This is a genomic window from Streptomyces sp. NPDC005574 (genome assembly GCF_040605435.1).
GTDB lineage: Bacteria > Actinomycetota > Actinomycetes > Streptomycetales > Streptomycetaceae > Streptomyces.
In genome coordinates, this window is sequence record NZ_JBEXCW010000207.1 from 3,779 (window position 1) to 5,174 (window position 1,396).

The 1,396-nt window shown below is 56.4% G+C and carries 1 rRNA gene (only partly in view); it reads left to right on the plus strand.

From position 1 onward, the window contains the following. A 23S ribosomal RNA gene (locus tag ABZT03_RS42960) occupies positions 1-1,396 on the plus strand; its annotated part reaches 1,825 nt to the left of the window's first position; the annotation flags it as partial.

The window sequence follows — 1,396 nt, forward strand, 5'->3', positions numbered from 1 at the left end:
TAAGGCTGAGACCTGATGCCGAGCCGATTGTGGTGAAGTGGATGATCCTATGCTGTCGAGAAAAGCCTCTAGCGAGTTTCATGGCGGCCCGTACCCTAAACCGACTCAGGTGGTCAGGTAGAGAATACCGAGGCGTTCGGGTGAACTATGGTTAAGGAACTCGGCAAAATGCCCCCGTAACTTCGGGAGAAGGGGGGCCATCACTGGTGATCCGATTTACTCGGTGAGCTGGGGGTGGCCGCAGAGACCAGCGAGAAGCGACTGTTTACTAAAAACACAGGTCCGTGCGAAGCCGTAAGGCGATGTATACGGACTGACGCCTGCCCGGTGCTGGAACGTTAAGGGGACCGGTTAGTGCGCTTTCGGGCGTGCGAAGCTGAGAACTTAAGCGCCAGTAAACGGCGGTGGTAACTATAACCATCCTAAGGTAGCGAAATTCCTTGTCGGGTAAGTTCCGACCTGCACGAATGGCGTAACGACTTCTCGACTGTCTCAACCATAGGCCCGGTGAAATTGCACTACGAGTAAAGATGCTCGTTTCGCGCAGCAGGACGGAAAGACCCCGGGACCTTTACTACAGTTTGATATTGGTGTTCGGTTCGGCTTGTGTAGGATAGCTGGGAGACTTTGAAGCGGCCACGCCAGTGGTTGTGGAGTCGTCGTTGAAATACCAGTCTGGTCGTGCTGGATGTCTAACCTGGGTCCGTGATCCGGATCAGGGACAGTGTCTGATGGGTAGTTTAACTGGGGCGGTTGCCTCCTAAAGAGTAACGGAGGCGCCCAAAGGTTCCCTCAGCCTGGTTGGCAATCAGGTGTTGAGTGTAAGTGCACAAGGGAGCTTGACTGTGAGACCGACGGGTCGAGCAGGGACGAAAGTCGGGACTAGTGATCCGGCGGTGGCTTGTGGAAGCGCCGTCGCTCAACGGATAAAAGGTACCCCGGGGATAACAGGCTGATCTTCCCCAAGAGTCCATATCGACGGGATGGTTTGGCACCTCGATGTCGGCTCGTCGCATCCTGGGGCTGGAGTCGGTCCCAAGGGTTGGGCTGTTCGCCCATTAAAGCGGTACGCGAGCTGGGTTTAGAACGTCGTGAGACAGTTCGGTCCCTATCCGCTGCGCGCGCAGGAATATTGAGAAGGGCTGTCCCTAGTACGAGAGGACCGGGACGGACGAACCTCTGGTGTGCCAGTTGTCCTGCCAAGGGCATGGCTGGTTGGCTACGTTCGGGAGGGATAACCGCTGAAAGCATCTAAGCGGGAAGCCTGCTTCGAGATGAGTATTCCCACCCCCTTTGAGGGGTTAAGGCTCCCAGTAGACGACTGGGTTGATAGGCCGGATCTGGAAGGCGGGTAACCGCTGGAGGTGACCGGTACTAATAGGCCGAGGGCTTGTCC